Annotated in this window: 14 protein-coding genes; 5 read left to right on the top strand and 9 right to left on the bottom strand. The window is 53.7% G+C overall.

The features are described 5' to 3' along the window. Window positions 1-63: 63 nt before the first annotated feature. Complete coding sequence (locus NST04_RS17740; protein ID WP_341185424.1) at window positions 64-933, top strand: LysR family transcriptional regulator; 870 nt, start codon at window positions 64-66, stop codon at window positions 931-933. A 177-nt stretch (window positions 934-1,110) separates the two neighbouring features. Here the strand turns inward: NST04_RS17740 and htpG are convergent, their stop codons facing one another. Beyond that, the gene (gene htpG, locus NST04_RS17735) at window positions 1,111-2,994 is read right to left on the bottom strand and encodes a molecular chaperone HtpG (protein ID WP_341185423.1); all 1,884 of its coding nucleotides are present in this window, start codon (window positions 2,992-2,994) and stop codon (window positions 1,111-1,113) included. Between the two features lie 232 nt (window positions 2,995-3,226). Here htpG and NST04_RS17730 point away from each other — a divergent pair, with 232 nt between their 5' ends. Continuing rightward, window positions 3,227-3,682: an AraC family transcriptional regulator gene (locus NST04_RS17730; RefSeq protein ID WP_341185422.1), complete on the top strand. Its 456-nt coding sequence runs from the start codon at window positions 3,227-3,229 to the stop codon at window positions 3,680-3,682. Between the two features lie 376 nt (window positions 3,683-4,058). Here the strand turns inward: NST04_RS17730 and NST04_RS17725 are convergent, their stop codons facing one another. From NST04_RS17725 to NST04_RS17710, 4 genes are read right to left on the bottom strand one after another with little or no spacing between them, the layout of a single operon-like run. Next, window positions 4,059-5,435 (bottom strand): MBL fold metallo-hydrolase, encoded by a 1,377-nt coding sequence (locus NST04_RS17725; RefSeq protein ID WP_341185421.1) that lies wholly within the window; start codon window positions 5,433-5,435, stop codon window positions 4,059-4,061. Next, window positions 5,432-7,117, bottom strand: coding sequence for an ABC transporter permease (locus NST04_RS17720; RefSeq protein WP_341185420.1), 1,686 nt, complete (start codon window positions 7,115-7,117; stop codon window positions 5,432-5,434). Before NST04_RS17720 ends, NST04_RS17725 begins: the two co-directional genes overlap by 4 nt. A gap of 25 nt (window positions 7,118-7,142) precedes the next feature. Next, on the bottom strand, window positions 7,143-8,228 hold the full coding sequence (locus tag NST04_RS17715; protein WP_341185419.1) for an ABC transporter substrate-binding protein: 1,086 nt from the start codon (window positions 8,226-8,228) through the stop codon (window positions 7,143-7,145). A gap of 2 nt (window positions 8,229-8,230) precedes the next feature. Then, the gene (locus tag NST04_RS17710; protein WP_341185418.1) at window positions 8,231-9,235 is read right to left on the bottom strand and encodes an ABC transporter ATP-binding protein; all 1,005 of its coding nucleotides are present in this window, start codon (window positions 9,233-9,235) and stop codon (window positions 8,231-8,233) included. Window positions 9,236-9,404: 169 nt separating this feature from the next. Here NST04_RS17710 and NST04_RS17705 point away from each other — a divergent pair, with 169 nt between their 5' ends. Further along, entirely contained in the window at window positions 9,405-10,295 is an 891-nt protein-coding gene (locus NST04_RS17705) for a LysR family transcriptional regulator (RefSeq protein WP_341185417.1), read from the top strand. 119 nt (window positions 10,296-10,414) lie between these two features. Then, window positions 10,415-11,284: a hypothetical protein gene (locus NST04_RS17700; RefSeq protein ID WP_341185416.1), complete on the top strand. Its 870-nt coding sequence runs from the start codon at window positions 10,415-10,417 to the stop codon at window positions 11,282-11,284. A gap of 135 nt (window positions 11,285-11,419) precedes the next feature. Here the strand turns inward: NST04_RS17700 and NST04_RS17695 are convergent, their stop codons facing one another. Further along, a complete protein-coding gene (locus NST04_RS17695; RefSeq protein ID WP_341186784.1) occupies window positions 11,420-12,316 on the bottom strand; it encodes a LysR family transcriptional regulator in 897 nt (298 codons plus the stop codon). Window positions 12,317-12,435: 119 nt separating this feature from the next. On the opposite strand from NST04_RS17695, the gene dapA reads away from it, so the two are divergent. Beyond that, a complete protein-coding gene (gene dapA / locus NST04_RS17690) occupies window positions 12,436-13,341 on the top strand; it encodes a 4-hydroxy-tetrahydrodipicolinate synthase (RefSeq protein WP_341185415.1) in 906 nt (301 codons plus the stop codon). A 209-nt stretch (window positions 13,342-13,550) separates the two neighbouring features. Here the strand turns inward: dapA and NST04_RS17685 are convergent, their stop codons facing one another. The 3 genes from NST04_RS17685 to NST04_RS17675 form a co-directional block, all read right to left on the bottom strand. Continuing rightward, entirely contained in the window at window positions 13,551-15,080 is a 1,530-nt protein-coding gene (locus tag NST04_RS17685; RefSeq protein WP_341185414.1) for a DEAD/DEAH box helicase, read from the bottom strand. Between the two features lie 220 nt (window positions 15,081-15,300). Continuing rightward, window positions 15,301-15,873, bottom strand: coding sequence for a phosphate propanoyltransferase (pduL, locus tag NST04_RS17680; RefSeq protein WP_036692683.1), 573 nt, complete (start codon window positions 15,871-15,873; stop codon window positions 15,301-15,303). A 161-nt stretch (window positions 15,874-16,034) separates the two neighbouring features. Further along, on the bottom strand, window positions 16,035-17,021 hold the full coding sequence (locus tag NST04_RS17675) for a dipeptidase (protein ID WP_341185413.1): 987 nt from the start codon (window positions 17,019-17,021) through the stop codon (window positions 16,035-16,037). Window positions 17,022-17,089 lie beyond the last annotated feature (68 nt).

Below are 17,089 nucleotides of genomic sequence, written 5' to 3'. Positions count from 1 at the left end.
TGGTTTCGTATCAATCCCATATGGATAGCATATGTCATAAACCTTAAGAACGGAGGCTGCACCATGGATATCCGCCAATTGAAATATTTCCTGGCGATTGCCGAGGAAGGACAAATTACATCCGCAGCCAGGAAGCTGAGGATGGCCCAGCCGCCGCTCAGCCAGCAGCTGAAGCTGCTGGAGGAGGAGCTGGGGGTCAAGCTGGTGGAGCGCGGACCGCGCAGCATACAGCTCACAGATGCCGGAATCATTCTGCGTAACCGGGCTCAGCAGATTCTGGAGTTAACGGACTCCACCGCCCGGGAGATCAGCGATTATGCCAAAGGGCTGAAGGGCAGCCTTACCATTGGGACGGTCTCTTCTTCAGGCGCCACCCTGCTTCATGAGCCGCTCACAGCGTTCCATAAGAGCTATTCGGGCGTGTCCTTTGAAATCCATGAAGGCAATACATTCATGATTATCGACCTGCTGAACAGGGGCATTGTTGAGGTGGGCATTGTCCGTACCCCGTTCAGCACCAGCAACCTGGAGTGTCTGTATTTCCATTCAGAGCCGATGATTGCAGTAATGACCACAGCTTATGACTGGGCCCCCAGCCAGAGTGCTGCCCAGCTTGGCGAGCTGCAGGACAAACCGCTGATTATTTACCGCCGCTTCGAGCAGCTCATCCGCGAGACCTGTCTGGAGCACGGCTTTGAGCCACAGATCTTCTGTATGAACGATGATGCCCGGACCACGCTGCTCTGGGCCAATGCGGGACTCGGGATCGGGATCGTACCCAAGTCGGCGTTCGAGCTGGCTAATCACAGCAACCTGATCTACAAAGAAATCCTGTGCGAGACTCTTCGCACCCGCGTGGCCGCCGTATGGATGAAGGATAAGTATTTGTCGTCCGTGGCGACCAAGTTCATCGAGACCTTCAAGTCCATTTGAGCCGGCCGCGCACTACTTCCAGGCTCCGCATTCAGGAGGATGTCCAAACCCGGCGGCATTCATCCGCAGGCTGCCCGGACGCTGTATTCCCTGATCAACGCAAATACCCCGCTACCAGTCAGCACCAGTAGCGGGGTTTGTTATTCTCTCAGGTCTGCGCCCGGCGATACGCCGGTATTAGACCATAATTTTACAAATATCGTTCGTGAACTGCACCGGATCATTAACCTGCAAGCCTTCGATCAGGAGCGCCTGGTTGTACAAGAGGTTGGTGTACAAGCCCAGCTTCTCCTTGTCGCCCTCGGCCGCCGCCTTCAGTGATTTGAAGACATCATGGTGAATGTTGATTTCCAGCACCTTGTCCGCTTGCACATCCTGGCCGCCGTTAGGCATGGCCTTAAGGATTTTCTCCATCTCAATCGTCAGCTCGCCTTCGGTGGACAGGCAGACCGGATGGGATTTCAGCCGCTTGGAGGCTTTGACCGCCTTCACTTTGCCGGACAGAATGCCCTGCATAGCTTCGAACAATCCCTTGTTCTCATTCTCTTCCTCTTCAGATGGCTTATCCTCGGCACTCTCTTCAATGCCCAAGTCACCGCTGGAGACATTTCTGAACTCCTTCTCCTTATAAGCCATGATCATCTTGATTGCGAATTCATCGATATCATCGGTGAAGTAGAGAATCTCGTAGCCTTTGTCCAGCACCATTTCGGTCTGCGGCAGCTTCTCAATGCGTTCTACCGATTCACCGGAAGCGTAGTAGATATATTTCTGGTCTTCCGGCATTCTCTCTACATATTCAGCCAGTGTCACCAGCTTCTTCTCTTTGGAAGAGTGGAACATGAGGAGATCCTGCAGCGTTTCTTTCTCCATACCGTAGTCGTTATAGACCCCGAACTTCAGCTGCCGGCCAAAAGACTTATAGAACGTCTCATACTGCTCGCGCTCATCCTTCAGCAGGCTCAGGAGCTGGCTCTTGATCTTGCTCTTGATATTCTTGGCGATCATTGTCAGCTGGCGGTCATGCTGCAGCATCTCACGGGAAATATTGAGCGACAGGTCCTCGGAATCGACCATCCCCTTGACGAAGCTGAAGTAATCCGGCAGCAGATCGGCACATTTGTTCATAATCAGCACGCCGTTGGAGTAGAGTTCCAGACCTTTTTCATATTCCTTGGTGTAGTAGTCGAACGGAGTATTCTCCGGGATGAACAGAATGGCGTTGTAGACCACTGCGCCGTCGGCACTGATGTGAATATGCTTCAGCGGCTTGTCGAACCCGTAGCGCTTCTCTGCATAGAAATTGTTGTAATCTTCATCAGTCAGCTCTTTCTTGTTCTTGCGCCAGATTGGCACCATGCTGTTGACCGTCTGCTCTTCAATCGTATCGATGAATTCATTCTCAGCGCCCTCTTTGGGCTGTCTGCCGGTAATATCCATCTTGATCGGGAAGCGGATGAAGTCCGAATACTTCTTGATGATCGATTTCAGACGGAATTCTTCCAGGAATTCATCGTAATTATCGTCCTCGGTGTTCTCTTTGATCTTCAGCGTAATTTCGGTACCGACTGTATCCTTCTCACAAGGCTCAATCGTGTAACCGTCCGCGCCCTGGGATTCCCATTTGAACGCCTGCTCGCTGCCCAGCGCCTTACTGATTACGGTCACATCGTCAGCCACCATGAATGCGGAATAGAAGCCGACCCCGAATTGTCCGATGATGTTGTGGCCGTCCTTGGCTTCATTATCCTTCTTAAAAGCAAACGAGCCGCTGTTCGCGATAATCCCCAGGTTATTCTCCAGCTCTTCCTGTGTCATCCCGATGCCGGTATCGGCAATGGTTAACGTGCGGCTTGCTTTGTCAGCGGTTACTTTAATGTAGTAGTCCTCTTTATTGAACACCAGACTGTCATCGGCCAGTGCCTTGTAATAGATTTTATCGATGGCATCACTTGCATTAGAGATCAGTTCCCGCAGAAAAATCTCACGCTGCGTATAAATGGAGTTAATCATCATTTCCAGCAGTCTTTTGGATTCAGCTTTAAACTCTTTTTTAGCCATGAATAAATGAATCTCCTTTCAAAAGTAACCTTCGGATTGCGGAGCATCGTTTAGCACTCCACTCACTTGAGTGCTAACACTCCCTTTTATATAACATATTCTAGTTTTTGATGTCAATATCTTGCTGCCTAAGAAGTCCACAAAAAAAGAAATGAATTCTATTTTAGTCCATGTTAGCATTCGGATTGTACTTCATTTGACCACTTAACCATAGAAAGGATAATGATTAACGATGAACATTCAGCTCGAGAGCATTCCGGCAACACGCATAGCTTATGTACGGCAGACAGGTCCCTACGGGCCCGCAAACGCTCAGGCGATGGACCAATTGAAGCAGTGGGCGCGGGAACAAGGCTTGCTTCAAGGCTCGGCGGTGCTGTTCGGCATTCCGCAGGACAACCCTGCAGCTACACAGCCGGAGCATTGCCGATACGATGCCTGCATCAGCCTGCCTGAGAATCCTCCCGCCGAGACCTCGGTACCTTACGGTGAGCTTCCCGGCGGAGCCTACGCAGTAATGAGCATCCAGCATACGGCTGAAGCCGTCCAGCAGGCATGGGCCGAGATTCTACCGGCGATGTCACGCAGCGGCCATAAGCTTGATCCCGGGCGTCCGGTGATGGAGAGATACACGGAGGACATGGTCAGCAGGCATCTTTGTGAGCTTTGTTTTCCTGTGCTTGAGTAAGGGTAGAAAGACGCTTTGAAAAAGTGCTCCTCATCTCTAGCCAGTTCTGAACTTTTCTCTCACCGACCACTTGTATGAAGCAGTATTGTTGCACATTTTGCAGGACTTCACTAAAAAAGTTACTGGTCGTGGTACATTGTTGCATCATTTGCAGGAATTCCGGTACTTAGTGCGAGTTAGCGCTAACTTTCTTGCATTTCATGCAAGATTTCAGCATCAGTCGCTTCTACCGGGCCAGTATTGCTGCATTTCTTGCATGATTTCTCTACAATGTTACGGACTGCGGATGCATCTGCTCTTCTTTCTAAAACAAAAAAAGAGGCCATCTCTATAAGTGAAATTCCACTTATGAGACAGCCTCTTTTCATCCGTCATTTCATAGGCCTTCCAAATCCAACTCTTCCCCCGGCGCCATAGAATGCAGCGTGCAGCCGGTCAGCTGACCGCCTTGGATCAAGGCTTCACGGAGCTTGTCGGTCTCCGGCTTCGCGGCATGAACCAGTACGGCGTGCCGGACGGGGAGGGACTTCAGCATATGCTGCACATCTTCCCGGCCCTGATGCACCTTGTAACGCAGCTTAAGCACCTCGCATACTCCATGCTGTCCCGGTTCATGCAGCAGCTTGTATCCAAAGGTACCAGCCGCTACATGGCCGGTAATCAGCACGGAATAGGTTGAATGGGATGCCCACCTCGCATAGTACCAGCGGGACAAGGATGATTGCATCATGCCATCCGGTACGAACCATAGGGAAGGGCCGGAGCGTGACAGCAGCTCCTCCCGCTCCGCCTCGCTCTGCGGCAACGTCCAGCGGCGGGCGGTAAGAAAGCCCGCCATGTTGTCCTGTGCGGAATACTCTCCCGTTCTCTCAGTCCTCCTAAGCCAGAACGGCGATGCAGCAAGCCGCCTCATCCCCTCTATCAGCTTCGCTTCCACAACCATTGGCAGATCCGCAAAAAGCTCAGCGGCCCACAGCAGCATCTCCTGGCCGCGTCCGCCTGCCGGAACCGGGAGCAATACCTTGCCTCCCCTTGCCGCAGTCCTGCGGATGGCCTGCTCCAGCTGCCTTAGCTTATCAGACTGGCTCTCCTCGTCCATTCCGTAGGCCGCATCAGCAACCGCTAGATCAAGACGCTGGCCGCAGGACCATGTTCTCAGCCTCTGCTCAAGGTCCGGGATACCCCCAGCAGCTTGTATTGCTTCAGCCGGTGAATCAGCCGCAAGCAACAGGGATTCCGCCGTATAATCACCGGAATAGAAGATCGACCGCCCTTCCGCAGCGATCAGGAACCATACAGATCCCGCCAGATGACCGCTGCGCCCCCACATGACCTGAACTCCGGGAATTAGTCCGAACCAGGACAGGCAGCTGCCCTCCTCCTCCAGATACCGGTAACGGATCGCTTGTTCATCTGCTTCAGTGTATGGCAGTTCATGGCCCTCACGGCTCATACTCGAACGCCAAGAGCGGAAATAGGCATCCAGCTGCGCCCGCGTTTCCCGCGTTGTCCATACCTCACCCTTGTAACCCTGCGCATACAACAGCGGCAGTGCTACCGAATGATCCTCATGGGCATGAGAGAGCAGTACCGCATCCAGCAGGGCCGCCTGTCCGGGTTCAATGAGGGGATATTGTCCGGCACCGCCTTTTTTGACGCCGCAATCCAGCAGCAGACGGTAGCCGCCGCCACTCAGGAGATAAGCGGAACGCCCGTGTTCACCCGCCCCGCCCCATATGGTCAGCTTCGTCATGATCCATTCCACTTTCTTCTGGAATTCAGCAGTTCAATACCGAGCAGCAGCAGCACCGTCAAACCGACCGATACCACCGCCATTGCCATGCCAAGCGATACCTGCCCCTGCTCGAACTGGGCAAAAATATACGTAGCCGAGGTCTGCATCGAAGGCGGCAGAATCAGCAGCGAGCCGACCAGCTCCCGTACAGATATGGTGAAGGTCATCATCCAGCCTGCCAGCATGCCGGGCATAATGAGCGGAAGCAGAATCCGCCGCAGGATATAGAACGGGCCTGCTCCGCTGACCTGGGCCGCTTGAAACAGCAACCCGTTAATTTGCGAGAAGCTGGCCTTCACATACTGTACCGTATAAGGAAGAAACAGCACCACATAGGTAAGCACTACCATCCCGTAGGTGTTGTAGAGCGTGAAGGGCATCCATGGCGCATTCCAGAGCAGAATCAGCCCTACCACCATTACAATGCCCGGAACCGTATTAGGCAAAAGACTCAGCAGATCAATGATCCGCTGCAGCCGGGTAGAAGACCTGCCGATGGCCAGAGCAAGGCCGGCTCCAAGTATGACAGCCACCGATGCTGCGGCAAGCGACAGCCCCAGACTGTTCCCAATTGCCTTCAGACTCACCGATCCCCAGGAGAGCAGCTCCCTGTAATGATCGAGCGTCAGGTTGTCCAGCGACAACCCGGCACCGCGCAGCTTCATCAGCGAGGCGGCGATAATCGAGAAGTAAGGGATGCCTATGGATAATAGCAGTAGTGAAGCCAGATATAAGCCTGCGAGCCAGCCTGCGCCGCCGCGCAACGAATACGTCTTGGAGCGCTGTCCCTTGCCGCCCACCAGACGGTAAGTGAACCGGCGGCTGACTGCCGACTGCATATACCAGATGACCAGACAGACCGACAGCAGCACGGATGCGAGCGACGTAGCCTTGCCGAAGTCAATCGGCCAGCTGGAAATGTATTTATGAATTTCCGAGGTCATGACATAATAGCCGATCTTGCGGCCGAAGGTAGCCGGTGTTCCGAACTCCGCAATCGTCTTAACGAAGACGAGCATTACCCCCATACCATAAGCCGATAACAGCAGCGGCATGATGATCCGCCTGAAGCGGTAGCCTGCCTTTGCGCCGTGCACCGCTCCCGCCTCCTCCAGATTGCCGCCTATGCGGATAAGCGCATCCCGAAGCAGCAGGTACAGGAACGGGAACAGATGCATGCTCATGATGAAGACCATCCCCCAGAAGCTGAAGAAAGAATCACTTAACACACCCGCGCCAGGAAGCCACTGCTGAAGATAGCCGCCTTTTTGCATGAACAGAATCCAGCCCATGGAGCCGATATACGGCGGGGTCATGAACGGAATCAGCAGAATCACATCAATCCAGCGGTGCAGCCCCATACGGGTCTTAGCCATCATCCAGGCCAGCGGCATCGCAAGCAGCGTCGTTCCGGCCACTACGCATATTCCAAGCCATACCGAATTCAGCAGCACCCCGGACAGACTCTGTCCGGTGATCGTACGGAGCGGGGCCATCCAGTCCAGCCGCTGATTTGGGGTAATACTTTGCCAGAAGATGAGCAGAAGCGGAATGCCGATGCTGACCGCCAGCAAAAAGAAGGAGAGCAGTAAGCCCGCTCTCCGAAGTATCCGGTTACTGTCCATGGAGACTGGACTCATTGCTTTTCACCTCAACCTTAAGCCTTTATTTGTAGAGTTCTGCGAATTTCGAAGCCGCCATATTCCCGTGCTCACTCATCCAGGCCCAGTCTGCCTTAAGCTGCGGGATGTCCTTCAGATTGGTCCGGTTCGAAGCTTCAATATCCCCGCGGCCCGGGATGAGATACGCATCCGCTACCAGCTGCTGGGCTTCGTCGGACAACAGATAATCAATGAACGCTTTGGCGTTGTCTACGTTCGGGCTTGATTTAAGAATCGCCGCCGGTCTCGGACTAACCACTGTGCCTTCCTCAGGATAGACAATATCCAGCGGCTCTCCCTTAGCTTTGGCCTTGTAGGCCATATAATCTACACCTGCTGCGACAATACTCTTAGCTCCTGTAATCACCGGATCAAGCGCCTCCTGGTTCGCCCCAGCCATAGCAACACCGTTTGCCTTATAATTCTTGAACAGATCCCAGCCCTGCTCGCCGTTCACGCTGAGATAGCCTGTAATGAAATCCAGCGCAGAGCCTGACAGCGTCGGATCAGGAATGTTGACGGCATCCTTCCACTCCGCACCGGCCAGCTCTGCCCAGGTCTTGGGCGGATTCGCTACCAGCTTCGTATTATAGACAATTCCCAGCGCAGAGGCGCTTGAACTGAAATAATTGCCTTCGGCATCCGACCAGTCCGGATTCAGCTTCTCTTTGTTGGCTGCTTCCGGGTAGGGCAGCGTCAGACCGTCCGCCTTAAGAGCTTGTGCGGAGGGCAGAGAAGCCAGAATCACCACATCGGCCACCGGATTTGCTTTCTCCGCCTCCATCCGGGCCAGAATCTTGCCGGTTGTTCCCTGGAACATCTCCACCGTGAGTCCTGTCTTGGCCTTGAAGCCATTGACAATATCGTCTGCCAAGCCCTGCGGGCCGGCGGAATACAGTACCAGCTTGCCGCTTAACGCAGCAGCTGTAGCTTCAGGAGTGGACGCAGCTGCATCCGTTGCCTCTGGGGTACTCGTGCTGGCCCCGCCGGCACTGGTGCTGTTGCCCGTACCGCAGCCCGCCAGACTCACACTCATCACAGCAGATAACAGCAGCGTTGCCCCTTGTTTACGCGGATTGTTCCATTTCATGATTATGTTTCGCTCCTTTTAGGTTGTTCTTCATTTGAATTAGAATTCATTCGGCATATCCGCCGTGGTGAGACATAGAGCTGAACCCTTTCTTCTACAGGAATCCGGTTGTTCAGATAGACTGTCCATATTCCGGCCCCCTCCACCTCCGCACGGATCTCATAACGCTCTCCGACATAACTGACACTCCGTACAATAGCGGGATAACACAGATCCTCTGCCGCCGTGCGGCTCCATCCGATATGTTCAGGCCGCACCATCTCCTGCTCCGGCGTAAGCCAGTTCGACTTGCCGATGAACGAAGCAACGAACGGCTCTGACGGTGCCTCGTATACCGCTTCGGGAGTTCCTGTCTGCAATATCCGCCCGCTTTTCATAACCACAATCTCGTCGGACATCGACATCGCTTCGATCTGATCGTGGGTCACGTAGAGTGCAGTTAGACCCATGTCCCGGACCAGCGACATCATTTCCACTCTCATCTCTTCCCGGAGTACGGCATCCAGCGCGCTTAACGGCTCATCGAAGAGCACTACACCCGGACGGACAACTACTGCTCTGGCAAAAGCAACCCGCTGCTGCTGGCCGCCCGACAGCTGATGCGGATAGCGGTTCTCCATCCCCTGCAGCCGGACCATCTCCAGTGTCTCCAGTACCTTGCTCCGCTGCTGTGTACGCTGCCCTGAGGCCTTCAGCCCGAAGGCCACATTCTCGTACACCGTCATATGCGGCCAGAGTGCAAAATCCTGAAACACCATCCCGAAATTCCGCTTATGTACCGGAACATCGATCCGCTGCGCAGCAGAGAAATAACATTTCCCGTCAGCGTTTAATTCTCCGCCATCCGGGCGCTCAAGGCCCGCTAACATCCGCAGCAGCGTGGTTTTTCCGCAGCCGGAGGGCCCCAGTAAGGTGGTGAACTTACCGTGTTTCAGTTCAAGCTGGGCAGGCAGCAGCGCCGCTTGTCCGCCAAAGCTTTTATGAATCCCCTTGATCTGAATATTCATTTCGATCCCTGCCTGTCTTCTTGAGCTGTCCTCAGTCTAACGTCTGTATTCGCAGGTTGTTTATTTTTCATGTAAACATGTAATTAACTTTTTATATGAATTCTGTTAACGTTCATAGATAAAATCTATGGTGGGGGATCTCCCACTAACGCTTAGAAGAGGTAAAACCATGAATCTGATGAAACTGCAAATCATTGAACTGATCGACCAGCTGCACCATATGACCAGCGTAGCCGAGGTACTCGGGATCAAGCAGCCGACCGTAACCTTTCATATGAAGTCGCTTGAAGAAGAGCTTGGGGTCCGGCTGTTCGAATCCCGCAGCGGCAAAACCTTTCTCACCGAGGCCGGAGCAGCCCTCCTTCATTATTCCGTGAAAATTAATGCGCTTGCCCGTGAGGCCCGCCGGGTAGCCGGCGAATTCGACACCCTCTACCGGGGAACGCTGCTGATTGGGGCTAGTTATGTACCTGCAACCTATTTGCTGCCGCCTATATTACATGCGTTCTCCCAGGAGTTCCCCGGCATCCGTATGGCTCTGTCCGTAAAGCCCGCCCCTGTGATCCGGGAGATGCTGATCCGCCACGAAATTGACTTAGGCGTCATCTCCTCAGAGCCTTTCACGGAGCCAGCCCTGCAGGCTGAGCCGCTGATTACAGATTGTCTCGTCCTGATCTGCTCTCCCGGGCATCCGCTTGCCTGCAAGACTCAGCTTGGCATGGAGGAGATCAGTAAGACTCCCTTTGCTCTGCATGGAAGCGAGTCCACCACACGCAGCCTGACCGAACGCTGGTTCGAGCAGCAAGGGCTGCGGCTGCGTAATACAATTGAGGTGGATTCGCTGGAGGCTATCAAGCAGCTCGTGCGGCTCGGCGGGCACATCTCTGTGATGTCACGGATGGCGGTGCAATGGGAGGTAGAACAAGGACTGATCCTGGTGCTGCCTATTGAAGGGGGAATGGCACCGCGGTATATCTATGCCGTGCATAACAAGGACCGGCATCCTTCGGTACAAATGGAGAGCTTCCGGAATAGTGTAATGGCCACCAAAAACTGTTAGCTGCCATTGAGTAAGTCTATGCAGGATTAACGCAATTCCCCTTTCGCTTTGACCGCTCCCATATACTCAGCATATAAAGTGGGTCATGTACCCAAACCCGATCATAGGAGTGATGATGCTTGAGAAAATGGAAAAAGCTTACCCTGTCCTTCATGCTGAGTATAGTGACGGCAGGCGGTGGATTGGCCGGACAGGGCATCCTGCTGCCGGAGCGTGTCTCAGCTGCAGCTAACGCAGTTCCAGCCTATGAAGTAAAGTTTCTGGCGGACCCTGATCTTGTACTGGATAGCAGCGGATCGCCGCGCAGCGAGGTCGTGGATGCGCTGGACCTGGATTCTACTCCACAGGCTATTCGTGTTGAGTATTTCGATACGAATATGCTGGAGCTGAACAGCAAGGGGTGGGATGTGCGGCTGCGCAAAAAAGAAAACAAATCTGATTATGAATTGACCTACAAGAAACGTTATCCTGTCGTGAACGGAAATATCCAGGCAGCGCTCACCCTGGCGAATCAGGAGGGCTTCGATGCCTCCGATGACAACTATGAAGCAGAAGTGGATTGGGGGTATGGCAAGCAGACCCTCAGCTTCTCAAATACCAAGAAGGTCAGCACCAAAGTTGCCGGAGCCGTACTTCCCGCTGAGGATGACGCCCTGGAGCTGCTGCTAGACAAGCTGCCCGGTAAATTGAAGAACTGGTCTGCATCGAACTGGGGGAAGCAGAAGCTGGCAGCCTCCCGGGCGCATGGCCCTTTGACCTTCGAGCGTTATACAGGCACCTGGAATAATCAGGAGATCACCCTTGAGGTATGGCCTGTGCGTGACGAGGCGGGAACCGGCATCCAGAACATCGTAGAGATTTCGTTCAAAACAGCCGATAGCACCAGCGTAGCCGGATTACGTGCCGGGCTGATGAGCCTGCTGAACGCCGAGGGATGGCTTATTCCTGCTGATGGTCTCAAGACCCAGCTGATTCTGGAACGGTATTAACGTAATCGTCAATCAATATTTGCTTATAACACAAACAAGAGCACTACCGCACCCTAAATGAGGGTGATACGGCAGTGCTCTTCTAGATGGTATGAATTTGTTACGAGGCGACCCCCGCTGCTCCTTGCATCACCTTCACAGCACAGCAGTCTTCGCCTTAGCATCCTCAAGCAGCATCTGAATCAGCGACTGGAGCGGCAGGGACTTCCACTTCTTCGGATGCAGCAGAAGCTGCAGATCGAAATGAATCTCCGGGTGGGCAAAAGACAGCTCGGACAGGTTGCCCCGCTCGATCTCCTCCTCCGCCACAATCCGCGGCAGCAGCGCTATGCCCAGGCCATTGCGCACACACCGCTTGATCGCTTCCAGATTCGACAACTCAAAACCAATCCGAAACACGATCCCGTGATCCCGGAGCAGGTTCTCGAACAGGCTGCGGTAAATGCAGCTCTCCTCGGAGACAATCAGCTCGCAGTTGTTCAGATCCTGAAGCGTCACCTGCTCCAGCCGGGCCAGCGGATGGCTGGCCGGTGCCACCAGGACAAGCGGCTCCTCGCGGATGATCGTCCGCGAAAGCGCGCTATCCACCGTGCTGCGGTCCAGCAGAAGACCGATATCGACCTCGCCGTCCCTGATCTTGGAGATCAGGTTGGCCTCCTGCTCCGTCTGCAAATGAATATTCAGACCAGGGAACATCGTACGCAGCTGCTGCAGGAACGGCGGCAGATAGAAGGCCGCAAGGGAATCAATCGTTCCGATCGTAAGCGTTCCGCCGATTTGCTGGGCGATCGTTTCCTTAGAGCGGTCATAGAGCTCCAGAATCTCCACGAACAGCTTAAGCAGCTCTTCCCCAGGCGGCGTCAAGCGCAAGGCGCGGCCGTGACGTTCGATAAGCGGCACGCCGTATTCCTTCTCAATCTTCTGTATCTGCATCGTGACACTGGACTGTGCATAGCCCAGCTCTTCAGCCGCACGTGTGAAGCTCTGCCGCTTGGCCACTTCGCGGAAGGTCCGCATATATGTTAAATCCATCATCTCACCCTAACATCAATATTATTGATAGCCCACATCATTTATTATAGCTAACAACGATGCAATAATCCATGGTACAGTAGAACAAACGGATTTTACATTTTTGGAGGACGATATTCATGTTAACAGAAGAACAGATTTATGGAATTTATGTTCCCGTGGTCACCCCGTTCCATGCTGCCGGCGAGCTTGATCTGGAATCGTATCAGCGTTATGTGAACAACATCATCAAGAACAATATTCATGGTCTGGTCGTCAATGGAACCACTGGAGAATCGCCGACAGTCAATATACAGGAATTACAGTCTCTCGTAGATACCTCACGGGAACTTCTGAAGTCCAGCTCTATCCCGCTCGTGGTGGGCACAGGTACAAATGATACCTACTCTACCGTGGCCCGTACTGAGCTGGCGGCGAACGCAGGTGCCGATGCCGCACTGGTGGTTGTCCCTTATTACAGCCGTCCGTCCCAGGAAGGCATCATCGCTCATTTCCGCAAGGCGGCAGAGGTGGGTCTGCCCATTATGGCTTACGATATCCCGGGCCGCACTGGAGTCGGCATGACGCTGGACACCGCCCGTACGATCCTGGAGATGAACAATGTCGTAGGGTTAAAAGACTGCTCCGGCTCCCCCCTGCTCGTCTCCGAGCTGTCCAAGAGCGGCGGCAAGCCCGTGCTCTGCGGCGACGATCTGCATTTCTTCGACATGCTGGGCTACGGGGCCGCCGGAGGCATGCTGGCCTCAGCCAATGTACATACAGGCCGCTTCCTAAGCATCTACGAGCAGTACAGAGCCGGTCAAATTGAGGCTGCACAGGCTGCGTATGATCAGCTAGTGCCGCTGATGAAGCTGCTGTTCAAGGAGTCCAACCCGGCCCCGATCAAATGGCTGCTCAGCGAACTCGGAGAGCTCTCCTCAGACACGCTCCGCTTGCCAATGACTTCCATTAGCACCGCGCTGCGCGAGGAGCTGGGCGCCTACCTTGCAGAGGAAGCTGTCAGCGGCAGACAAGAAGCGATATAACCGTTAAGAGGCCATGGAGCAGACAAACACCCGCCATTTTCAGTGAGATACTGAGAATGGCGGGTGTTTTTTGTTAAAATATAAGAATTTAGTTTCACGCTATAAATGATCCTTGTATTTCTCGCTGAAACGGTACCGTCCTTTAAAAGGACGGCGAAGCCGTTTCCACTTGGATAAGGTCAATCATTACTGCACGTTACAAAATCGAATTACGAGCGCCCCGCTTTAGCCGCTGGACGGCTGGACGGACGTCCGCTCTGACCGCCAGGTCTGCTGCCCGAAGGGTTTGAACGGCCGTATGAGCCGCTGGGCGATTTCTGGCTCTGGCTGCCGCCTGGACGCCCGTTGGCATTAGCCTGGCCCCCCGAAGCACCTCTCGCTCCACCGCCAGCATAACTGCTGCCCGATGCGCTTCTAGCTCCACTGCCTGCATGACCGCTTCCAGAAGCGCCTTTAGCGCCACCTGTGTTGCCGCCGCTCTGCTGTTTGCCTTGCGCGAACCATTCCGACTTCGGCTTGCGGGGCGGATTCGTTTTGGCTTTCTGCGACGGTTTGACCGGCGCTTTGCCGGGACGGTCTGCCAGCAATGCCAGATTGCTCTTAGACATCGGATACGCATGCTCCTTGATCTCCGGAATCGTCTTGCCAATCAGCTTCTGGATATCCTTCAGATACGGAATTTCCTCCGCTTCGCACAGCGAGATGGCGATGCCGCTCATCCCCGCACGGCCGGTCCGGCCAATACGGTGAACATAGGTTTCCGGAATATTCGGCAGGTTGAAGTTGATGACATGGGACAACTCATCAATATCAATTCCGCGCGCAGCGATGTCTGTAGCTACCAGTACGCGGGTCGCTCCGCTCTTGAAGTTTCTTAGCGCATTCTGGCGCTCATTCTGTGATTTGTTCCCGTGAATGGCCTGTGCTGTAATATTAATGCGGGTTAAATCCCGGGTTACCCGGTCCGCGCCGCGTTTGGTGCGTGTGAATACCAGTGCCGATACAATCGACGGGTCCTGCAGCAGACGGTTCAGCTGATTCTGCTTATTTCCGTTCTCCAGCAGATAGATTGACTGCTCAATTCTGTCTACCGTGGAGGATACCGGAGTAATCTCGATTTTTACCGGATTGACAAGCAGTGTTTTCACCAGCTGCGAAATCTCCGCAGGCATAGTCGCTGAGAAGAACAAGGTCTGCTTCTTGAGCGGCATCTTGGCGATAATCCGCTTCACATCATGAATGAAGCCCATGTCCAGCATGCGGTCCGCTTCATCCAGCACGAGAATCTGCACATGCTGCAGATCCACACGCTTTTGGCTGATCAGGTCGATTAGACGGCCCGGTGTAGCAATCAGAATGTCGGCACCGATTGCAAGCGCCCGCTCCTGCGCCTTCTGTGATACTCCACCGACAATGGCTGTCGAACGGATGGTTGTGAACTTGCTGTAAGCCTGAATGTTCTCTTGAATTTGCAGCGCCAGCTCACGGGTAGGCGTAAGAATCAGGGAACGGATGCGCTTGCCTCCGCCGGTTCTGCCCGGCTGCTGGCTCAGCAGCTGAATAATCGGCAACGAGAAGGCCGCCGTTTTACCGGTACCCGTCTGTGCACAGCCCAGGATGTCTCTGCCGGCTAAGGCCGCAGGAATAGACTCTTCCTGGATCGGGGTCGGGGATGTATAGTTTTCCAGGCTAAGCGCCTTAAGAATCGGGGGGATCAGGTTCAAATCGTTAAATGTCATTTTATCTCCTTCATTGTGCATACATATATTGGTGAATCCTTAATTCCATTACTGTATATTCCTTTTGCGGCGTCTCCACATAGCGCTAAGCAAAGTCATAACACATAATGATAACACATAAAAGCGAATATGAAAACTTTCATTTCTTTCTTTTCAAAAAAATCTACAACAAAAGAGCAGAGGAAGGGTCCCCTGCTCTTGTCTTACCTATTATAAAATACTAGTCTAGGATTTCAGCGGTATCACCATTATTGGCACCGGCAGCGTTAGCTTCATCGGTATCGATGTGCATGTCCAGCTTGAAGCTGTCGGATACGCGTGCAATCACGTTCTCCAGCACCAGGCCGCGTTCGCCGCCCAGACGTACCTTCAGGAGCTGCTTGTCAGCAATGCCCCAAGCTTCTGCTTCGGAAGTATGGAAGTGGATGTGGCGCGCTGCTACAATAACACCAGTCTCCAGCTCAACTTCACCGGCAGGTCCTTTAATCGTAATTCCTGGTGTTCCTTCAATATTGCCGGATTCACGGACAGGTGCCTTCACGCCGAGGCTGAAGGAGTCTGTGCGGGATACTTCCAGCTGCGAAGCCGGACGGGCAGGTCCGAGGATTCTTACTTTGTCGAACTTCCCTTTCGAACCAATGACAGCCACTTGCTCATTGGCTGCGAATTGTCCGGGTTGGGACAGCGGTTTGAACTCGGTCAATTGATAACCTGGGCCAAACAATGCTTCTACGTGCTCCTGCGTAAGGTGAATATGCCGGGCCGACACACCTACGGGTACAGTCTTGCTCATTTTTAAGTCACTCCTTGTATTTTCTCTAGTATCTGTACAAGCCACTGAACATTATACCTCTAATGACCTGAAAATAAAAAGACCCGCATCACAATGCGAGGCTTTTTTCCGGGCATATTACGATTCTGTGAATGCTTCATCCTGGTTTTTCCAATTCATAGTCACTTCCTGGTGAGAAAAGAGGGTAAACCTGTGGAAGAAGGCAGCTGCTCCCTCAAGAACCCCAGCGCATTCTCATACAGCCAGCCCCGTACCTCAGCTTCGGGATAGTATTTCAGCAGCATCTCGGCGAACTCCGCGTATTGCCCCGGATGCTCCAGCCCTTCTACCCACGCTTCAATTCCGTCAAAATCCGAGCCGAACATCAGTTGTCCGCTCCCGCCAAGACCACAGACATGCTCAATATGCCTCCGCATATCCTCCCTCCGGGCTGCTCCTTCATCCCGCACGAACCAGGGGACAAAGGTAAGCCCAATTCGCCCGTCCCTTACAATCAGTGCCTTCAGCTGATCATCACTCAGGTTGCGGGGATGACTGCATACCGCTGCGCAATTCGAATGCGAAGCAATGAACGGACGGGTACTGTGCTCCAGCAGCTCCCAGAAGCCTGCCGGGGCCAAATGCGACACATCCAGCAGCATTCCGCTCCCGTTGCACCAGTCGATCAGCTTCCGGCCATGCTCAGTGAAACCGCCGTTCCGCCGCTCCAGCACACCGTCCGCCGCCCAGTTGGCATAGTTCCAGGTAATCCCCAGGCAACGCACACCCAGCTCGAAGCATAACTGGGCATAGAACAGATTGCCCTCCAGACCGTCCACCCCCTCCAGAGAGAGCATTCCATAGGCTGGTGCAGTGAAGCTGCCTTCCTGCGCTTCTTCCTTCCACCTCAGCCACTGCAGCCCTCCAGGACCGGTAACCTTTTGATGGAAGCACTCGATTTGCCCCAGAATATCCTCGAACTTTGCCCTTCCGCGCACCGCAGACAAATAGATGGCAAAAACCTGCAGTCCGACATTTCCCTCTGTCAGCCGCTCTGCGGTCACATCCAGACGGGGATCATTCTTGAAGTCTATCCCTGGATTCGCCTGCAGCTTACTCAGAGCATCACAATGAAAATCCGCCACCTTCAGCCTCCTGTTTCCCACCATAGGTCAGCTCTCCTTCTTTCTTCACCTGAATATCCAAATGAACCGTTGACAGCCCAGCGTCTATTTCA

Origin of the sequence: Paenibacillus sp. FSL H7-0756, assembly GCF_038006765.1 — a bacterium.
Taxonomy (GTDB): domain Bacteria; phylum Bacillota; class Bacilli; order Paenibacillales; family Paenibacillaceae; genus Paenibacillus_AQ.
The sequence above is the reverse complement of the archived record's forward strand: the minus strand, read 5'-3'. Positions and strand labels throughout refer to the sequence as shown.

What these genes read in the sequence shown, in the direction of transcription:
- NST04_RS17740 (WP_341185424.1), top strand. Translation starts at nt 64, where the DNA reads ATGGATATCCGCCAATTGAAATATTTCCTGGCGATTGCCGAGGAAGGA.
- htpG (WP_341185423.1), bottom strand. Translation starts at nt 2,994, where the DNA reads ATGGCTAAAAAAGAGTTTAAAGCTGAATCCAAAAGACTGCTGGAAATG.
- NST04_RS17730 (WP_341185422.1), top strand. Translation starts at nt 3,227, where the DNA reads ATGAACATTCAGCTCGAGAGCATTCCGGCAACACGCATAGCTTATGTA.
- NST04_RS17725 (WP_341185421.1), bottom strand. Translation starts at nt 5,435, where the DNA reads ATGACGAAGCTGACCATATGGGGCGGGGCGGGTGAACACGGGCGTTCC.
- NST04_RS17720 (WP_341185420.1), bottom strand. Translation starts at nt 7,117, where the DNA reads ATGAGTCCAGTCTCCATGGACAGTAACCGGATACTTCGGAGAGCGGGC.
- NST04_RS17715 (WP_341185419.1), bottom strand. Translation starts at nt 8,228, where the DNA reads ATGAAATGGAACAATCCGCGTAAACAAGGGGCAACGCTGCTGTTATCT.
- NST04_RS17710 (WP_341185418.1), bottom strand. Translation starts at nt 9,235, where the DNA reads ATGAATATTCAGATCAAGGGGATTCATAAAAGCTTTGGCGGACAAGCG.
- NST04_RS17705 (WP_341185417.1), top strand. Translation starts at nt 9,405, where the DNA reads ATGAATCTGATGAAACTGCAAATCATTGAACTGATCGACCAGCTGCAC.
- NST04_RS17695 (WP_341186784.1), bottom strand. Translation starts at nt 12,316, where the DNA reads ATGGATTTAACATATATGCGGACCTTCCGCGAAGTGGCCAAGCGGCAG.
- dapA (WP_341185415.1), top strand. Translation starts at nt 12,436, where the DNA reads ATGTTAACAGAAGAACAGATTTATGGAATTTATGTTCCCGTGGTCACC.
- NST04_RS17685 (WP_341185414.1), bottom strand. Translation starts at nt 15,080, where the DNA reads ATGACATTTAACGATTTGAACCTGATCCCCCCGATTCTTAAGGCGCTT.
- pduL (WP_036692683.1), bottom strand. Translation starts at nt 15,873, where the DNA reads ATGAGCAAGACTGTACCCGTAGGTGTGTCGGCCCGGCATATTCACCTT.
- NST04_RS17675 (WP_341185413.1), bottom strand. Translation starts at nt 17,021, where the DNA reads ATGGTGGGAAACAGGAGGCTGAAGGTGGCGGATTTTCATTGTGATGCT.